The organism is Flagellimonas cixiensis (genome assembly GCF_042134615.1).
GTDB lineage: Bacteria > Bacteroidota > Bacteroidia > Flavobacteriales > Flavobacteriaceae > Flagellimonas > Flagellimonas cixiensis.
The window spans coordinates 599,687-616,006 of record NZ_CP169639.1; the positions used below are offsets into that span (position 1 = coordinate 599,687).

The 16,320-nt window shown below is 40.0% G+C and carries 8 protein-coding genes; 4 read left to right on the forward strand and 4 right to left on the reverse strand.

Annotated elements, in window-relative coordinates:
- Nucleotides 1–147 precede the first annotated feature (147 nt).
- The 3 genes from ABT310_RS02665 to ABT310_RS02675 all read right to left on the reverse strand — a co-directional run bounded on the left by ABT310_RS02665 (nt 148) and on the right by ABT310_RS02675 (nt 8,404).
- The gene (locus tag ABT310_RS02665; RefSeq protein WP_375325222.1) at nt 148–3,660 is read right to left on the reverse strand and encodes a VCBS repeat-containing protein; all 3,513 of its coding nucleotides are present in this window, start codon (nt 3,658–3,660) and stop codon (nt 148–150) included.
- A 91-nt stretch (nt 3,661–3,751) separates the two neighbouring features.
- Nucleotides 3,752–5,308: a RagB/SusD family nutrient uptake outer membrane protein gene (locus ABT310_RS02670; protein ID WP_375325223.1), complete on the reverse strand. Its 1,557-nt coding sequence runs from the start codon at nt 5,306–5,308 to the stop codon at nt 3,752–3,754.
- Between the two features lie 12 nt (nt 5,309–5,320).
- Entirely contained in the window at nt 5,321–8,404 is a 3,084-nt protein-coding gene (locus ABT310_RS02675) for a SusC/RagA family TonB-linked outer membrane protein (protein ID WP_375325224.1), read from the reverse strand.
- Between the two features lie 281 nt (nt 8,405–8,685).
- Here ABT310_RS02675 and ABT310_RS02680 point away from each other — a divergent pair, with 281 nt between their 5' ends.
- Nucleotides 8,686–9,417: an NUDIX domain-containing protein gene (locus ABT310_RS02680; protein WP_375325225.1), complete on the forward strand. Its 732-nt coding sequence runs from the start codon at nt 8,686–8,688 to the stop codon at nt 9,415–9,417.
- A gap of 216 nt (nt 9,418–9,633) precedes the next feature.
- Here ABT310_RS02680 and ABT310_RS02685 read toward each other — a convergent pair whose 3' ends face one another.
- Nucleotides 9,634–11,220: an alpha-N-arabinofuranosidase gene (locus ABT310_RS02685; protein ID WP_375325226.1), complete on the reverse strand. Its 1,587-nt coding sequence runs from the start codon at nt 11,218–11,220 to the stop codon at nt 9,634–9,636.
- Nucleotides 11,221–11,797: 577 nt separating this feature from the next.
- Between ABT310_RS02685 and ABT310_RS02690 the strand changes: the two genes are divergently transcribed.
- From ABT310_RS02690 to araD1, 3 genes are all read left to right on the forward strand, one after another.
- Nucleotides 11,798–13,531, forward strand: a complete 1,734-nt coding sequence (locus ABT310_RS02690; protein ID WP_375325227.1) for an IlvD/Edd family dehydratase — start codon at nt 11,798–11,800, stop codon at nt 13,529–13,531.
- Nucleotides 13,532–13,562: 31 nt separating this feature from the next.
- Nucleotides 13,563–14,897: a GntP family permease gene (locus ABT310_RS02695; RefSeq protein ID WP_375325228.1), complete on the forward strand. Its 1,335-nt coding sequence runs from the start codon at nt 13,563–13,565 to the stop codon at nt 14,895–14,897.
- Nucleotides 14,898–14,967: 70 nt separating this feature from the next.
- Complete coding sequence (gene araD1 / locus ABT310_RS02700) at nt 14,968–15,975, forward strand: AraD1 family protein (RefSeq protein WP_375325229.1); 1,008 nt, start codon at nt 14,968–14,970, stop codon at nt 15,973–15,975.
- Nucleotides 15,976–16,320 lie beyond the last annotated feature (345 nt).

Here is a 16,320-nt window from a genome sequence, read left to right on the forward strand (position 1 = left end):
ACTTGTACAAAACTTACATGTGTATTATGCACATTTTTAAAATTAGGAAAAGTTTTTTGTCTATGCAAAGCTATTTTCTTAAAATACGTGTTTTTTTTACACTTTATCAAAAATACTTGATTTTGAGTGCATTTACACTCCAATTTTTCAGTTGAGGACTTCCGTACGGTTCAAGTTGCCCTTAATATCGAAAAATTGAATGGAGTCTACTGCTTGGGGCCCTACAATACTGTTGGAACTTTGTGAAAGATACCCCATGCCCATGGTTTTTTCTACTTTTCGCTTTTTTCCATTGGTAAAATACAGGATAGCAGAGGCCTCTTCTTTCTTGAAGTGGAACTTTTTTCTTTTTTCTGAACCTGCAACGATAAAATTTTCAAGAGAACCGTTATTTTTTGCCACTAGAACCAACTCCTGTCCGCTGTGCATATCCAATCGCACAATACTCTTGTTATCTCCAACGGCCGAAAAACCGGATTTTGACGAATCAAGAACATCAAAAGAACCGTCTCCCCTATTCAACAATACAGTTCCGATACTTGCATCGTACCTACCATAGACCACCTCTGTATTAAATGCATTTCCGACCAGTACAATATCTAAAAGACCATCAGAATTTATATCCTCGGCCAATATTCCATGAATCGGAGCAAATTGTGTTTCTAATGGTAGCGCAGTAATAGAGAACTCATTGTTTCCGAGGTTTTGTATATATGAGGACTCCATTATTTTACCCGTCAAGGTCTTATGGGAAGTAGAACCCAACATATTCAGGATGTCATCGGTACTTGATTGAGAAAAAGTGCGATAATACAAAATTTGTTTTTTCAACTTGGGCAACTGCTTGGTCAATTCATCCAATGAGGTAAGTGGGTAATATTCCCCTTCTTCGTACACTGAAAAGATAGGATCCACAAACCCATTGTCATCAAAATCCCCATAATCCAACTTTAATGGATGGCCTTCGGAGACCTTAAGCGGGGAATTAAGACCTATGTTTCCGACCACAAAGTCCACATCACCATCATTGTCAAAATCTTTGGCAACGATACTATTCCATAGACCATTGCTCTCGACCAAACCGGTCTGACCTGTGATATTATTTAATTTCTTTCCATCACCCTTAAAAATTGTAATGGGCATGAACTCCCCTACCACCACTAAATCTAAATATGAATCATCATCAAAATCGGTCCAAACTGCCGATGTTACCATACCAACATTCTTTAGTTCAGGTGCCACCTCTAAGGTAACGTTGAAGAATTCACCGTTTCTGTTTTCCAATAAGTAACTTTCGGGCACAACAGGGTAGCTTCCCGGTACCACTCGCCCTCCAATGAACAAATCAACATCTCCATCTTGGTCATAATCCGCACCAACAACGGTCGAAGTACTCTCGAGCATCTCGGGTAAAACACCCTGTACAAAAGTTCCTGGCCTACTTGGGTTGTTCAAGTACAATCTATCTTGGTATGCTTTATGGTCTTTATGGCGTTCCGAACCACCACTGACCACATACAAATCCATTAGACCATCATTATTTGCATCAAAAAACAAAGCACCTAAATCCTCATAAATTTCGCTATCGGGTATATTCAAAGCGCTGAATTTTCCAGACCGTTCTTGAATAAATATGGTTGAATTGAAACCATAGGACGCACCGACGAAAACATCTTGTAACCCGTCTGCGTTAATATCACCTATGGCCATTCCGGGGCCTAGGTTCGAAAAACCATGATGAAGCAAGCTTTGAACGCCAAGATCATCGTAGCTTCTCTCGTTATGTACAAATTCGATGACCGATGCCCTCTCAAGTACGGTATTATTGATTTCTTCATCAACCTTGTAACCTGTGTTGGCATGGGCATAATTCAATTTAAGGCGCTGATTGGCCATGACATTTTGTTCTTTGGAGATTTTACCATCTGGCCAAACCACCACAACACTATCAACTTCGCTTGTTGAGGCCAGACCAAAATGAAGCGTTCGCTCGATACTGCTTTCAAAACCACGCACGGGACGCAACTCCTTTTTTTGACTTTTGCCATCATGGTAAACCGTAACATTGGAGCCTATCGCATGGAGGTTGGATTCAACTCCTAAAAGGTCTACACGTAAAAAGTTTGAAGTTTCACGGTTTTTTTCGATGCTATTATTTCTATAAATAAATGCGGGTTGATCGATATTGTTCACTACAATTTCTAAATCCCCATCCATATCCAAATCGGCATAGGCTGCTCCGTTGGATATTGAATTTTGCCAAAACCCCCAGTTTTCGGTCTGATTTTCAAAGCCCAGGTTACCCTTATTCTCAAAAATATAGTTGGGAAGCTCTATGGATGGTCTTACCACAAGACAGTCAAGCACGGCTTTTCTAAGGTCCTCTGGGTTAGAAAATGTCTTGGGTCCACTCTGTCTGTACTTAACAAAGTCCAAATCGGTAATATCTTTTCCATATCCATTGGTGACAAAAAGATCATTGTTCCCATCATTATTGAAATCAGTGATCAACGGGGCCCAGCTCCAATCTGTTTTATCGATTCCCAATAACTGTCCGATTTCACTAAAATTTCCATTGCCGTTGTTTACGTGCATCATGTTTCTCATATATTGATGACCATAGCCAAACCTTTCGGCCATTTGAAACATTTCATTGGAATGGGGCCCTGACATCAATTTTCTTCTTTTATGTCCCTCTGGAAGCATATCCAAAGTGATGACATCCATCATTCCATCATTGTTGATATCGGCCACATCATTGCCCATGGAAAAATGACTGGTATGCCCAAAATAAGTCAATGCTTCTTCGGAAAATGTACCGTTCTTTTGATTGATGTACAGCAGGTCTCGAGATAGGTAGTCATTGGAAACATAAATGTCGGGCCAAGTATCGTTATTGGCGTCGATGACCGAAACTCCCAAACCAAATCCCTCGAAGTTGATACCAGCTTCCCTTGATACATCCGTAAAAAATGAATGTCCGCGGTTTTCATTATAATCATTTCGATATAGTCTATCGGTGTTTCTATAGCTGCCATTGGTAACCATAGGCCGCACCATAATGGCAGAGTGCTCAAACCCACCTCCGGTAAGCAGATAGAGGTCTAAGTCGCCATCATGATCATAGTCAAAAAAAACAGCTTGGATGGACTCCCCTTTGTCGGCCAGTCCATATTCTTCGGCTGCTTCGACAAACGTTGCATTACCTTGGTTGATATACAACAAATTTGGGAAGTCATTTTTATTTCCCATTCCACCAACACTGATATAAATATCATCAAGACCATCTGCATTGATATCGACCACACTTACACCTGTACACCATTTTCCGGCAGTATCTATTCCAGATGCCTGCGTTATATCATCAAATTGCAATCCACCTTTGTTCAGGTAGATGCTGCTTTTTACCATGTTGCCCGTGAAAATTATATCTGGCAGACTATCCGTATTGAAGTGGCCAATTCCAACGCCACCACCATTATACAGGTATTCATAAGTCAATAGGTTGACACTGTCACTGGTAGTGATTTTGTTAACAAAACCAACCCCTGTTTCCTTGGGTGACAAAAGCTGAAACCGTGTTTCTTGTCTAGTTTCATTGGCACATGAAAGCACCAATGCCCATAGCAATAAACAACATATTGTTCTTGTTGTCTGCATTATATAAATATAACTATTCAAAGATAAAATCCCTCGGACGCCCCATGTTGAATAAAAGGCATACCAAGGGATTCTTTTTAAAAGGTACTTTTTATTGGTTTGCAGAATTACCCACTAAATTTGGGTTTCTGTCCAACTCAGTCTGTGAAAACGGTTGGTATTCCCTGCCAGGCATAAAAGTATTGAACTCAGGGTCATGTGACTTCAATTCTTCTAGCTTAACTGGATCATTCAACCATCCCCATCTTTTTATATCATAATATCTAACGCCTTCCAATCCTAATTCAGTTACCCTTTCATGGGCCAATTGTTCCATAAATTGGGTCAGGTTATAGCCTGCAAATTCTGCCTCTCTGTCGGGCAGGTTGGCACGATCTCTAACTTGTTGCATTAAAGCTGCAGCACCTGGAATATCTCCAGTATTTGCCAAAGCTTCAGCCTGCATTAACAATACATCTGCCAATCGCAGGATAGAGTAATTAATTCCACAGAAAAATGGATCTCCACCATAGTTGGCCAAGGTATATTTAGCTATATAAAGATTGTTTGGGTCAAGGAAGAAATTATCCTGTCCATATGCTTGTGTCAATCCTTCATCTGGATCGTAAGCCAAAATTGTGGCTGCATATCGTGGATCTAGTTCATCGTTAATGGTACGTTCCGCCCTTAACTCTTGATCAAGAAACGGTGTTGGGAAGAAATCATAAAAGTCTGCCCCAGAATAGGTCGGTGCTATAGCCGAGAACTGTCTCCAGTTAATGGTCGGATCACCTCCCCAGTTAAAATCAGGATACTCTTCTGTACTGAATTCAGCCCAAAAAATCCTTTCCGTGTTAGCCGCTTCATCTGCCGGATCTTGCGAAAACATAGACCCATAATCGTCTACTAACGCATACTGGCCTGAGCTGATTACTTCATTAAAATATGAAGCTGCTGCCGCGTAATCTTCTTGATATAGTTTTACTTTTCCCATTAGAGCCTGAGCAGCTCCCAAGGTTGCACGTCCTACCTGACCTGCATCCGGACCTGCAACAGAATTATAACTGATTGGCAATCTTGCGATTGCTTCAGTCAAATCAGCCTCAACCTGCTCATAAATCATAGCTTGAGTAACATCTTGATTTGATGGGTAGAACTCATCTTGGCTCTTTGGTACAGTTAGTACCAATGGCACATTATCATAAATATTGGTAGCATTAAAATAGGCCAAAGCTCTTAAAAAGTAGGCTTGTCCCAATAATCTACTCCTTAGATCTGGATCAACATCTTCTATTGCTGGTACATTTTCCAATGCTTGATTGGCACGATTGATCAACACATAATATCCTTCGTAACACCATGCAACAGCGCCATCAGTTGATGGTACGGTAAAGTTAGCGGTCTGCGACAAGAAAGCCCATGGACTTCTTGATCTTGCTTCATCACCTCGAGCGTCACCATGTACAGGCGTCATTCTTTGATACAACCCATCTACAATCAATGCGTTGTATATAGCATCAGTTATTGCCACTGCTTGATCTTGTCCACTATTTGCCACGAACTCATCTACGGAGATACGGTTCGGGTTAGCAATATCCAAATCATCACTGCACGAAACAATAAGAAAAACAGATACTACTATGAGTGTTAAAATACTTTTTATTTTCATTTTTCTAATTTTTTAAAATTTAAATTGGGCACCAAACAGAGTTGTTAAAGGTCGCGGATAAGTACCATAGTCGAACCCTGGACTAAGGAAGCTATCGGATTCAAAATCTGGATTATACCCCTTATATTTTGAGAACAACGCTACATTTTGCAAAGTGAAATAAATCCTAGCCTTGGTTAGGGCTACTTTCTCGATAATGCTTGATGGCAAAGAGTACCCTAAAGAAATGGTGTTTATTCTAAAGTAATCACCATCCTGTAACCAACCCGGTCTATTGGAGTCACGTCCATTATTGTTTGGATCCAAGAAAATTACCCTTGGCACATCAGTATCCGTATTGGTTGGGGTCCAGTGGTTTAAAATATCCTCATGCCAGTTGGTATACCCAGTAGTTGGCATTAGTCCACGATAAATATTACTGTTAATCAAATTACCGCCACTACCTTGACCAAATATTGTAAAGTCAAAATTCTTGTAGTTTGCCGTAATGTTGATTCCATAATAATAGGTTGGTAAACCTTCACCTAAAAATTGACGGTCATCATCGTTGATTACATTGTCTCCATTTAAATCCTTGAACCTAATGTCACCAGCGGCGGTACCAGGTGCCTGGAAGGCTGCATTGGTCACTTCGTCCTGAGATTGGAAAATACCATCGTACACCCATCCGTAGTGTTCACCAATGGATCTACCTGCCACATTTCGTGCACCGGGAGATATGATTTCGTCAACACCATCGGCAATTTTTAATATTTCGTTTTTCACGGTGTAAAAATTCGGTGCTACTGCCAATCTGAAATCCCCAAATTGTTTACGGATAACAGCAGAAAATTCAAATCCTGAGTTTTTAATCGATCCCGCATTGGTAAAGAATGAATTTCCGTTCAAGGAAGCAACAGTTAGAGGCACCGGTATATTGGTCAATACATCTTTAGAGGTATTGGAGTAATACTCTGCCGTAAAATCCAAACCACCATTCCAAAGGGTTGCATCCACACCTACACTTCGCGTTACACGAGTTTCCCAGGTTATTTCAGGGTCAATCTGTACCGTTACCGAAGAACCTATGGCTCTATCGCCATTGCCGAAAAAGTAAGGAATACTTCTGTTAACCACACTTTGGAACAAATAATTACCAATTTCCTGATTACCTACTTCACCAATACCACCTCTAATCTTTAAAGAGGTAACAGCATCGCCCAAGTTAAAATCATTATGAACTTTCCAAGCCAAACTTACGGAAGGGAAAATTTCAGACCTCAAGTCCTCTCTAAATTTGGAGGATTGGTCATTTCTAATATTCGCTGTAAGCAAATAACGATCATCGAAGGAATAATTGACACGACCAAGCAATGAAAACAATGTAGAATTTTGCTCATTATCAGTAGCCGTAGCCGAGGAAGCATTTCCAAGGTTCAACAAGTATGGTTGTTCAAATCCGATACCTGTAACGGCAACTGCACGAAAATTATTCTTTTGGAACGTTTGTCCTCCTAGAACAGAAAGGCTGTGTTTACCAAACTCTTTGTTCCAATTGATTGTGTTCTCTATAAGGAATGTCCTTGAATTTCTATTACCTACACGCAAAGAGGCGGTTGGGTTTGGAAAGAAATAACCCAAATCGTATTGAGGTACAAAACGCTGATCTTGAATGGAAGAGTTGTCATACTGCAAATTTGTCTTAAGCTCCAATCCTTCAATTACCTCAAATCCTGCATAAAAGTTAGCCAAAATCCTGTTGACCTGAGCTTCGTTTTGTATTAAACTGTTCAGTCCAGGAACGTTCAAGGTGATGGATTGGTGGATTTGCGAATCTGCTCCTCCGTATCCACCTTCTCTATTAGGATCATAAACCGGAATGGTTGGCGCTGCTTGCAAAAGGTCATTCACTAACGATGGACGACCCCCTGGAATAGAAATTGATCTCGTATCAAACAAAGGATTCTCATCGGAATACATTAAATACATATTCTCGCCAAAAGTAAATTTCCCCAACTGGGTCTCAGAATTTACCCTAAAGGAATAACGCTTATAATCTGGTCCTGAACCCACCAACGTACCTTTATTATCTAGATAATCCAAAGAAACATAATAGTTGGTTTTTTCGGTTCCTCCAGAAATATTGAAGCTATGGTTTTGGATGTATCCATCCTTATAACCCTCATCCTGCCAATCCGTATCCACGTTATCTATAAACAATGGTGAGTTTGGGTCATTTCCAGGAACAATAGGCTCTCCTGCATTAGTTAAGAGTTCCGCATTGATCATTTGATAACCCGCACGGTCCAATACCGGGATACGCTGAGAAATGCTCTGCACACCATAATATGTATTGAGCTCCACAGACATCTTTTGATTTTTGCGTCCGCCCTTGGTAGTAATAATGATTACCCCGTTGGCCGCTCTGTTACCATAGATAGCACCTGCGGAGGCATCCTTTAGTACCTGAACAGATTCAATATCGTTTGGGTTCAAATCCCTGATCCCTCCTTGAAGCGGAAATCCATCCACTACATATAAAGGTTCTGCATTTGCACCCCCGAAAGTAGCAACACCCCTAATACGAACATTTGGGCTTGCTCCGGGCTGACCACCTGATGAAATGGAAACCCCTGCCACATGACCTTGGAGCATCTGTGTTACATCACTGTTGGCCTGTTTGGTGATCTCCTCAGTATCCACCAAACTTACGGATCCAGTTAAATCCTCTTTCTTCTGGGTACCATACCCCACAACCACTACCTCGTCCAATTGACTGGTATCTTCTTGAAGTACTACATTAATAGTAGTATTGCCTCCAATTTGAATTTCTTGTTTTGCAAACCCCACATAGGAGAATGCCAGAACATCGGAACTGGTAGCTTCAATCGAATAGTTACCATCGAAATCGGTAACTACACCGTTAGTGGTTCCCATAACAACAACGTTAACGCCTGGAATAGGGCTACCATTTGAGCTATCGGTAACCGTCCCTGTGACGGTTTTCCTTTGTTGGGCCTGTAACAGTACTCCAAAAAGAAGAGCAAAAATCAATACTGCACGGTTCTTTTTGGAAAACCCTAACCCAAAGTTTGTGAATTTTCGGTTTTTTAGCATTTTGTTTAGTTTTTATTACGTGTATATTTTACACCACTAAATGAAGTGAATAAATTTCTATTATGCAAATATTTTGCTAAAAAAGTGTTTAATTAACATTTATAAGACTACATTTTATACTTTTCACAGTTAACCAAGAATTAACAATTGTATATTTGGATATTACCTTAATATGTATAAGATACAATAAAACAAGCAATTGGAACCTTTAAATTGAAGATTAGAGGTCCTACAAAGGTTTTATTTCTCTTACCGTATTACATTTCAACACAAGTAAGTTTATGGATAGCACCAAAGGGATAAAGACACCCAATTCAGACCTGGAATTAAACTTTTATAAAAAAGAAGATCAGGTACTTCTGGCAGTTGATTGCATTATTTTTGGTTTTGATAAGAGAAACCTTAAAATATTACTGATTAAAAGGAACTTTGAACCCGAAAAGAACAAATGGTCCTTAATTGGTGGTTTTTTGAAAAAAAATGAAAATTTGGACCAGTCTGCAGATAGGGTCCTTAATACCTTGACCGGCCTCAAGGAAGTATATCTAGAACAACTTAACACCTATAGTAAAATAGACAGGGACCCTGGACAACGAACGATTTCTGTTGCCTATTATGCCCTGATCAATGTAGAATCACACCAATTTGAGGGAATACTATTGGATTCTGCACGTTGGTTTAAGATCAATGACGCCCCCTCTTTAATATTTGATCATAACGAAATGGTCACTCAAGCAAAAAACCGTTTAAGGCTACGGGCCACATCAAAACCTATCGGATTCGAACTCCTTCCAGAAAAATTCACCATGAAGCAATTGCAAAACCTGTACGAATCCATCTTGGACAAAAAATTGGACAAACGCAATTTCATAAATCGAATCAATGCATTGGACATTCTAGAAAAATTAGAAGAAAAAGATATGTCCCAATCTCGAAAAGGAGCCTACCTATATTCCTTCGACAAAGAAAAATATGATAGAAAGGTATTGGATGGATTCAATTTTAAAATTTGATTTACGATTGAAAGACTCCCAACATGAAATAAGATAAGTAGGCCAAGAGTCCCACTTTAAAAAGGTTTTGACAAAAAAATCAATCTTAGGCACAAGCTATTTAATACGATCAATTGCGCAAAACTTTACCGGAATTAAAACGTATAAGGCCTAATAAAATTAAAGCTCCCCCATAATTGGAGGAGCTTAATGGCTAACATGGAATTAAATCACCAACTATTTTTTAATCTTACCTTTTAGCATGGTATAAGAATGTGGAGGGAATGCATAGGTAAATGTATTGGACTTTGCGTTCACTTTTCCTTTATTTTCAGTTTTCACCACTTCGCTACCAAAAGTGTTTTGTGTTTTGATATCTGGACCATTTACTTCCAATATCTCGATTTCACCATTGAACTTGCCCTCTTGTAACACAATTTCTGTTGTAATCTTATCGGTAAGGTGACGATTAACAACTGAAATGTTCACTTCATCACCGTTAATGGATGATGAAACATCTAAATAAGGTACATTACTTTGTTGGGTCATCTGCTCACCCAATCCAATATTGAACTCTTCAGTGTCGTACGTCTCGCAATCCACATAAACATCCAGTGCCGTACCATGCATGTGCTTCGAAAACAATTGAAGTGGAAAGTATATGGTTTGCCTAAACATATCTTCTTCGTTGGTGAACATGGGTCCAATCACATTGACCAATTGGGCCATGTTTGCCATTTTTACCACATCCGCGTTTCGGATAAAGCCATTTAAAAAACCGGCGATCACCAATGCGTCTTCTAGATTATATTGTTCCTCCAAAGCCCTTTCCCCTCTAGATGATGGTCCTCTTCTGGCCCTGTACCAAACATTGTATTCGTCCCATGCGATATAAATAGGGTCACGATCACCCCTGTCGGCTTTTTGCATTTCTACATCTATTAGGCCCTTTATCAATTTAGTACGTTGTTCCATTACCAATGGGGTTGACTGAAAGTTATAGTAATTGTCATCCGGGTTCCCTACATACATATGTATGGCAAGGTAATCAACAACATCCTTGAGTTCCTTTAAAATGGTGGCATTCCATTCGTTGGGATCCGCAAAAGGACGGTAATTTGAAGATCCAGCAGCAATCAGTTTTATACTAGGATCTGTCAACTTCATAAGTTTTGCTGCTTCTCTAGCTTTTTTACTATAATCCTCTGCATTTAAATGTCCCATTTGCCAAAACCCATCCATCTCATTACCCAAGCTCCAATATTTAATATTATGTGGCTCTGGGTATCCATGTTCTTCCCTTAGTTTGGCATAATAAGAGTTTCCTTTTACATTGGTATATTCCACCCAACGCTGTGCTTCTTCAATAGTGCCGGTACCCATATTCACTGAAAAATAGGGTTCAGTTCCCAGTTTTTTGGCAAAGTCCATAAATTCATTGGTCCCAAATTCATTGGTTTCCAATCGAGACCACGCCAATTCCATTCTGGGAACCCTTTCTGGACCCACACCGTCTTCCCAATGGTAATTAGAAACAAAATTACCGCCTGGATATCTTGTTATGGTTACATTTAAATCTTTAGCGGCCTGCATTACATCCTTTCGAAAACCATCTTCATCAGCCAAAGGCGAATCAGGATCATAAATACCACCATATACACATCTTCCCAAATGTTCCACGAAATTGCCATATAGCAAGGGGCTAATTTCTCCAATGGTTCGATCCGGGTCTATTTTGATTTTGGCTCGCTGCTGGGCATTTATAGGGGTACATGCAAATAAAAAAACAAAGCATCCTGCAGTTAATTTGGTAAAAAGGTTCATGTCAACAAATTTTAAGTTGTGTTTAAGAATTCTCATATATGCATTTTTCTATTTTCTACTCTTCGAATGAGCCGAAGGACATCGAAAATTTATTTTTCCATTGATCAATAATTGGAGCCCTCCACCTCCATCAACAACTACTTAATGAGCATTGAATTTTTAATTCAAGCTAATTTGTAATATCCTTTAGCCACCGACCTCAATTGACAGATAGGTAAAAATTTATGCAAATTCCTGTGGGATTCCAATAATATAAGTGTTAAATTAACACATTTATATTATTTTCCATGTATAAATAATAAAAATCGAATGATTAATATTTCAAACGTCGGTATTGGAAACAAGAATTTTATATGAATTAAGAAAGGGTTCCAATTATGAAAAAGTCTTATCACACTTTAAAATTTCTGACTTTTTACCTTTTATTTTCAAGCTTGACTTTTGATGTTTTCAGGGAAGATTCAAAATTATTTTAAATACTAATGAAACGAGAAAGGCTTATCAAAAAAACACTTTTCGGCGCTGCGAATGCGATCATGAGACAATTATATAGACACAATTAAAAATATATGGCAATATGAAACCTAACGATCACAGCAAGGATTTGAGGAGCAAAGAATGGTTTGACCCCAATGATGAAAAAAAGGCATTTATACATCGATCATGGCTAAGAAACCAAGGATACCCTGACGACTATTTTGAAGGTAAGCCCGTAATAGGTATATGCAACACTTGGTCAGAACTCACACCCTGCAACGCACATCTGAGGGAGATTGCTGAATTTGTAAAGAATGGAGTTCGCGAAGCAGGTGGGTTTCCACTTGAATTTCCAGTAACAAGCATGGGAGAAACCCTTATGCGACCCACTGCCATGCTCTTTAGGAACCTGGGAAGTATGGATACCGAAGAATGCATTAGGGCATACCCAATGGATGGCGTGGTACTGCTGACAGGATGCGACAAGACCACACCAGCCACGGTAATGGGTGCTGCCAGTGTGAATTTACCCACCATTGTGGTTCCGGGCGGTCCCATGCTCAATGGAAAGTTTAGAGGTGAACGAATTGGTTCGGGAACCTTTTTATGGAAAATCAAGGATAAAATAAAAAATGAAGGCTATACCAAAGAAGATTTGGTGGAAGCAGAAATTTGTTCAGCCAGAAGCTCAGGACATTGTATGACCATGGGAACCGCTTCCACTATGGCCTGTATGGTGGAATCATTGGGACTTACCCTTCCCGGGGCAGCAGCTATCCCTGCCGTAGACTCCCGCAGAAAGGTACTGGCCCAACTTTCTGGAAGACGGATTGTGGATATGGTAAAGGAAGATCTTACCCTTTCCAAAATATTGACCAGGGATGCATTTGAAAATGCCATAAAAATAAATGCGGCAATAGGAGGTTCCACCAACTTTGTTATTCACCTCCAAGCCATTGCAGGGAGAATAGGGGTAAATCTAAACCTAAAAGATTTTGACACCCTTGGCAGCAACATGCCTTTATTGGTCAATCTTATGCCTTCTGGAGAATTCCTCATGGAAGATTTTTTTGATGCCGGCGGCCTACCTGTAGTAATCAACCAAATGAAACAACATCTCCACACAGATGCCATTACGGCCAACGGAAAATCCATTGGCGAAAACAATCAGAATGTACAAGGCTACAACCAAGAGGTCATATCTTCCATTGACCGTCCTTTCAAAGAAAATGCTGGAATTGCCGTACTCTATGGAAATCTCTGCCAAGATGGTGCGGTCATAAAACCCTCTGCCGCTACAAAAGAACTCATGAAACACACTGGAAAGGCCGTTGTTTTTAGCAGTATAGAGGAATACCATGAAAAAATTGATGACCCGAATTTAGATGTTGATGAGAACAGTATTATTGTTCTGCAAGGTGTAGGACCTGTGGGTTATCCCGGAATGCCCGAAGTAGGTAACGTAGATCTACCCGAAAAAGTCCTAAAGAAGGGTGTAAAAGATATGGTTCGTATTTCTGATGGACGTATGAGCGGAACGGCGTTTGGAACAGTTGTCCTACATGTTTCACCAGAATCTGCCGTTGGCGGCACATTGGCCCTGGTGAAAACAGGGGACCTAATTGAGCTCGACGTTGAAAACAGAAAACTTCATTTGGATATTTCGGAAGAAGAGCTTGAAAAAAGAAAACAGGGATGGACCCCACCCCATCCCCATACAGACCGTGGGTATGTAAAAATGTATACAGAACATGTACAACAGGCACATTTAGGTGCCGATTTGGATTTTTTGGTAGGCAATTCCGGTTCTGAGGTAAAGAGAGATGTACATTAAAAACAATAACGATTAAATCAAATTCCAACCCATGAGTATATTATTGCTTGCTTTGAGCATCGCCCTCATCATCTTAATGACCTCAAAGTTTAAAATTCATCCTTTCTTGGCCTTATTGGCCGCAGCGTTGTTTTTTGGTCTGTTTTCCGGAATGCCCTTGGATTTGATTTTAGTTTCCATTGAAGAAGGCTTTGGAGTTACTCTGGGAAAAATTGGATTGATCATATTGCTCGGTGTAATCATTGGAGCTTTTTTGGAAAATTCAGGGGGCGCCTATAAAATGGCCAATATGGTGGTTAAGGTAATCGGAAAAAAAAGGGTTCATGAGGCAATGGCCATTATTGGATATTTTGTTTCCATTCCCGTTTTTTCAGATAGTGGATTTATCATTCTCACCCCCCTAAACAAATCGCTGACGAAAAAGGCAAAGTTATCTCTAGCGGGAACTGGAATCGCCTTGATTTTGGGACTCCTAATCACCCATGTTCTAATTCCGCCCACCCCTGGACCCATTGCCGCAGCTGGAATATTGGATGCAGACATTGGATTGGTTATGCTTTTTGGTTTTATCGTGAGTATTCCAGCGCTTATCGCGGCCATCATTTATTCCAAGAAGATTGCCGCTAAAACCTATATCGAACCCAATCCCGAAATTACCCCTGAAGAAATAGAGCAAAAAATTAAAGATGCACCTAGCACCTTTAAATCATTTCTTCCCATTGTGGTCCCAATTCTATTAATTGTTGCAAAATCACTGATTGAGTTCAATGTAGGAAACGAGGTAAACAATTTAGAGTGGTATAACGTCATTTCATTTATTGGGAACCCAACAATTGCCCTTATCATCGGAGCGGTATTGTCTTTTTTATTGCCCAAAAAATTTGACACCAAGCTTCTTTCAGCCTCAGGTTGGGTAGGAAAGGCATTAATGGACGCTTCAATAATTGTATTGATCACTGGGGCCGGAGGGATTTTTGGCAAAATATTGCAAAATTCAGAAATGGTGAGTATCATGGCAGACTCCCTTGCGGGATTAAGTCTCGGCATATGGTTGCCCTTTTTATTGTCCGCCGCCATCAAAACCGCCCAAGGTTCCTCAACCGTAGCCCTGATCACAGCAGCCTCAATCATAGTGCCTCTGCTTCCCACATTAGGTTTTACAACAGAGATTGATAAAGCTCTATTGGTTTTGGCAGTAGGTGCTGGTGCCATGGTGGTTCCACATGCTAATGATAGTGGCTTTTGGGTTGTAACACAACTTACAGGAATGGATGTAAAGACCGGATATAAACTCTATACGTTTGGGGCACTTATCGTTGGAATTGTGGCAATTTGCTCCATATTTATCCTATCCCAATTCATCTAATGACCGTATATGCACATCCAATTAGTGTTTAAATATCGATACTTGAATTTCATTAAACAAAATCAATAAAATGATGAGACTGGTACAACTTATTCACCCCAAAGAGGGTCGAAAAATAGCAAAGGTTGAAGAACCCAACTTACGCATTATCGCCAACTTTAAATCCATTTTTGATCTGGTTAACGATGCCCTTAAAAACAATGGCAACCTCAGTAAAGTTGTAGATAAAAATCTTACTGACACTGTTCTTTCCTATGATCCAATATACAATCTAGCATCCGACTGGAAATTATTGCCCTCCTTTGATCATCCTATGGACCCGACCAAAGTTCTATTGGCCGGTACCGGTCTAACCCATAAGGCCAGTGCAGAAAACCGGAATAAAATGCATGATCAAATCCAGGAAGACCAACTCACCGATAGTATGAAAATGTACAAAATGGGAGAGGAATCTGGACACCCACCAGTGGGAGAAATCGGGGTTCAACCTGAATGGTTTTACAAAGGCACAGGTGTTGTATTAAAGGCCCATGGAGAAACATTGACCATTCCATCCTATGGCGATGATGGCGGTGAAGAACCGGAAATTGCAGGAATCTACTTCATTGATGAAGAAGGAAATCCGTGGAGAATCGGTTTTACAAATGCCAATGAATTCTCGGACCATATAATGGAAAGCAAGAATTATTTGTACTTGGCCCCCTCTAAAATCAGAAATTGTTCCATTGGTCCTGAGTTGGTCATCGATGCGACTTTCAAAAATATTGAGGGTAAAGTCTCCATTTCAAGGAACAACCAAACCTATTGGGAAGAAAAAATAAAAACAGGTGAGGGAAATATGTGCCATAGCCTATCCAATTTGGAGTACCACCATTTTAAATACAAAAACCACCGCATACCACAAACAGGCCACATTCATTTTTTTGGCGCAGATGCATTTAGCTATGGAAAACAAATTAAACTAAAAGATGATGATGTAATGCACATACAATGGAACGAAATGGGAAGGGAACTACAAAACAAATTATATGTTGACAAAGAGACCGAGCAACTGATCAAAATCAATTCGGTGTCTTAATAAAGTATACATTACATTTCAAACAGCACCTCGCAATGGGCTCCTAAAAACATGATTGTTCTATCAAAAATAGAAACCTGTAAGTGGCCCTAAAGTGGTTACCATGAACACCAATGCTGCAACTTGATCAGAACACGGAGCTTAGTTTTAAACAATCCGTGCTTTCCCTAAAAAGTTAAAAGGCATTCTGGGCGCATACTTTGGTCTGGAAGCAACAGAGCTTTTATTTAAGTAAGCCTTTGTTTGGGGCGTAGGCTCCGGTCATAAGCAATCCATTACCGATATTACGGACGCATATGAAACCTATCCTTTAATTTCGTGGCCAAGGCTGATACAAAAGATGCT

Excerpts from the sequence above, each read along its gene's own strand:
- ABT310_RS02665 (WP_375325222.1), bottom strand. The coding sequence starts at position 3,660 with ATGCAGACAACAAGAACAATATGTTGTTTATTGCTATGGGCATTGGTG.
- ABT310_RS02670 (WP_375325223.1), bottom strand. The coding sequence starts at position 5,308 with ATGAAAATAAAAAGTATTTTAACACTCATAGTAGTATCTGTTTTTCTT.
- ABT310_RS02675 (WP_375325224.1), bottom strand. The coding sequence starts at position 8,404 with ATGCTAAAAAACCGAAAATTCACAAACTTTGGGTTAGGGTTTTCCAAA.
- ABT310_RS02680 (WP_375325225.1), top strand. The coding sequence starts at position 8,686 with ATGGATAGCACCAAAGGGATAAAGACACCCAATTCAGACCTGGAATTA.
- ABT310_RS02685 (WP_375325226.1), bottom strand. The coding sequence starts at position 11,220 with ATGAACCTTTTTACCAAATTAACTGCAGGATGCTTTGTTTTTTTATTT.
- ABT310_RS02690 (WP_375325227.1), top strand. The coding sequence starts at position 11,798 with ATGAAACCTAACGATCACAGCAAGGATTTGAGGAGCAAAGAATGGTTT.
- ABT310_RS02695 (WP_375325228.1), top strand. The coding sequence starts at position 13,563 with ATGAGTATATTATTGCTTGCTTTGAGCATCGCCCTCATCATCTTAATG.
- araD1 (WP_375325229.1), top strand. The coding sequence starts at position 14,968 with ATGATGAGACTGGTACAACTTATTCACCCCAAAGAGGGTCGAAAAATA.